Below are 2,890 nucleotides of genomic sequence, written 5' to 3'. Positions count from 1 at the left end.
GGCCTGTCAAAAACCTTGGCCGCATCCCTGCGGCCAACCCTTCGGGCGATTCGCCCGCCTCCCGCCGCTCCCCAGGGGCCCCGGGTAGAGCGCGGGCGTCGTGCCCGCAGGAGCAGACGCCTGTGGGTTTGGGGACTGAGGTCGAGTTGAGTTGAGTTGAGTTGAGCGTGAGGAGGTTAAGGGTGTGCTGGTTGAAGACAAGCAGTTGAGGGCAATGGTGAGCGATAGCGATCGCTTGGAGTTCTACGCGGCCCGTTTTGCACGCGCTTCGCCTTGACTGCGTCGCAGCGCGAAATCTTGCATGGCAAGTGGGTTGGACGGAGCGCAGCGATGCCCAACATCGCGGACTTCAAACGCGCGGCACCTGCGGTGATCACCGTCGGGCATCGCGGCGCGATGCCGGATCGACCCTCCTGAATTTTAATGTTAGACGAGCAAACAAAAGGAACTCGTTGCGATGCGCCTTGAGCTTGTTGGCGTGAGGCGCCGGTAGGTCAAGGCCCACCCCATGGCTCCAGCTCCAGCTCCAGCGATGTTTACTTTGTCGATCGTTTTGAGCGTACCATCGGGTTGAACTTGCCAGATATCGTAAGTACCGATGACATCGCCTTGAGCGTCGATATCGACATTACCACTAGCACCTTGATAGTTGATTTTCGTACCAGCTTTGAGCAGGGTAATCGCCTCACATAGATCGGAAACTTCCTTGCCAGAGCCGCCTGCAACTTCGCGAATTTGGCTGGCAATGCCTTCACCCGTATTTGTTTTGGCTGCTTGTGCCGCGAGCATAATCAGTGCCGCTGCATCCCAAGAATGTTGGAGATAGGAAGTGAGGGGTTTTCCAGTCGCGTTCCACTTGGTATTAAAAGCCTCCAGAGCCTTGCCATGTGCCCCAGGAACGGTACCGATCGCCCCATCGATGATAAATTTGCCATCTGCTGATTTTCCGACCTGATCGGGGAATTTTGGTGAGTAGGCACCATCGGGTAGCATAATCGTCACACCTTTGCTCAAGCCTTGCTCGTAAGCTGCTTTGAGCAGGAGGGAACCAGTATCGGGATATACTAGCGCAGCCAAGGCTTGGGGTTTGCCTTCAAAGGCGGCTTTGACTTCCGAATCGAAGGTGGTGCCTTTGGCATCGTAACGGGTGGGTTTGGCTTCATTAGTAATCGTACCGCCCAATTTTTTGAAGGCGGCGACGAATTGCTGTTCAAAGCCAACGCCATAGTCATTGTTAATCGCGATCGTGGCGACTCGTTTGAATCCTCGTTTGGAGGCTAGTTGCGCCATTGCTTGGGCTTGATACGTATCTGGTGGGGCAGTGCGCGCCCAATAACCTTGATATTCGCCTTTTTTGGCTCGCTCGGTAAATACTGGACTGGTACTCCCAGGGGAGACAATCATCACTTTATTTTTAACAGCTACAGCGGCGGCGGCGGTAGAAATCCCACTTCCAAATGCACCAACGACACCCGCAACTTTATCTACTTCCGAAAGTTTGGTCATTGCCGCAGCTCCCGCACTCGGATCGCTTTGGTCGTCTTCTGAGATCAGAGTAACAGGTGCGCCATTAATGCCACCACAACTATTGACGGTATCTACGGCCATTTTAACGGCGATCGGTAGTGGCTGGGCGATCGAGGCTAAGTCGCCAGTACTAGATAATACAGTTCCAATTTTTAAACCTTGACCGCTAGTGCTGCCTGTGGTTGAGCCACCCGTTCCGCCAGTTCCTGGCGTTTGGGGGTCGGTACAACTGGTAGCTAATAAGCTAGTAACAGTGGTCAATAATGCCATCGCTAACGCGAGTTTTGGCTGGATGCGGCGGGGGTTAGTCTTCATATCAATCTCACTCTTCACACATAAAAGGGCAATACCAACCGATCGAGTCGGTGTCAACCATATGCCGTTGATGGTATCACTTTTAACGGATGTTCGATAATAGTGTTTTGAGATGGAAGCGGGGAGCGGGAAAAGAGAAGTAATAGTGTTGCAAAATCAGAGCATCATCCCTTAAATTAGCAACGGCAACTAAGGTAGATCGGTAGACTATTATACATAGATCTCGAAATTATCTCCCCGTCCCTCGTCTATCTCTAGTCTTCCAACCCTCGCTCCAACAATACCCCTTAATTTACAGGTACGATCGTGACTGATATCAATAATCATCGCTGGCAATTTTGGATCGATCGGGGTGGTACGTTTACAGATATCGTTGCCCAGCGTCCCGATGGCGAACTGCTGGTGCATAAACTGCTATCGGAGAATCCCAGTCGATATACCGATGCACCGATTCAAGGCATTCGCGACATCTTGGGATTGACTGCTGATGAGGCGATTCCGGCAGAGGCGATCGAGAGTATTAAAATGGGTACGACAGTCGCCACCAATGCCTTATTAGAACGTGCGGGCGATCCGACTTTACTCATAATTACCAAAGGCTTCGGCGATGCTCTGCGAATTGGCTATCAACATCGTCCCCAGATTTTTGCCCGCGAGATCGTGCTGCCAGAAATGCTCTACGATCGAGTCATCGAAGTCAACGAACGCTATACGGCACAAGGCGAAGAATTAATCCCCCTGCAAGTTGACGATACTTTAAAACAATCTTTGCAAACCGCTTACGACGACGGCATCTGCGCTTGTGCGATCGTCTTTTTACATGCTTATCGCTATCCCACCCACGAACTCCAAATAGCCGAACTCGCCCGCGAAATCGGCTTCACCCAAATCTCCCTCTCCCACCAAGTCAGCCCCCTCATCAAACTCGTCAGTCGCGGCGACACCACCGTCGTCGATGCCTATCTCTCTCCCATCCTCCGCCGCTACGTCAATTCCTTTTCACAGCAGCTAACTTGTAGCATCCCTCTCCCCTCATCCACTCATCCAC

General features: G+C 52.3%; 2 protein-coding genes. One reads left to right on the top strand and one right to left on the bottom strand.

Annotated elements, in window-relative coordinates:
- Positions 1 to 426: 426 nt before the first annotated feature.
- Positions 427 to 1,842, bottom strand: coding sequence for an ABC transporter substrate-binding protein (locus C7B77_RS27370; protein WP_245894483.1), 1,416 nt, complete (start codon positions 1,840 to 1,842; stop codon positions 427 to 429).
- A gap of 306 nt (positions 1,843 to 2,148) precedes the next feature.
- Between C7B77_RS27370 and C7B77_RS27365 the strand changes: the two genes are divergently transcribed.
- A partial coding sequence (locus C7B77_RS27365) for a hydantoinase/oxoprolinase N-terminal domain-containing protein (protein ID WP_281261398.1) occupies positions 2,149 to 2,890 on the top strand: 742 nt, incomplete at its 3' end.

The organism is Chamaesiphon polymorphus CCALA 037, assembly GCF_003003845.1.
Taxonomy (GTDB): Bacteria; Cyanobacteriota; Cyanobacteriia; order Cyanobacteriales; family Chamaesiphonaceae; genus Chamaesiphon; species Chamaesiphon polymorphus.
The sequence above is the reverse complement of the archived record's forward strand: the minus strand, read 5'-3'. Positions and strand labels throughout refer to the sequence as shown.

Excerpts from the sequence above, each read along its gene's own strand:
- C7B77_RS27370 (WP_245894483.1), bottom strand. The coding sequence starts at position 1,842 with ATGAAGACTAACCCCCGCCGCATCCAGCCAAAACTCGCGTTAGCGATG.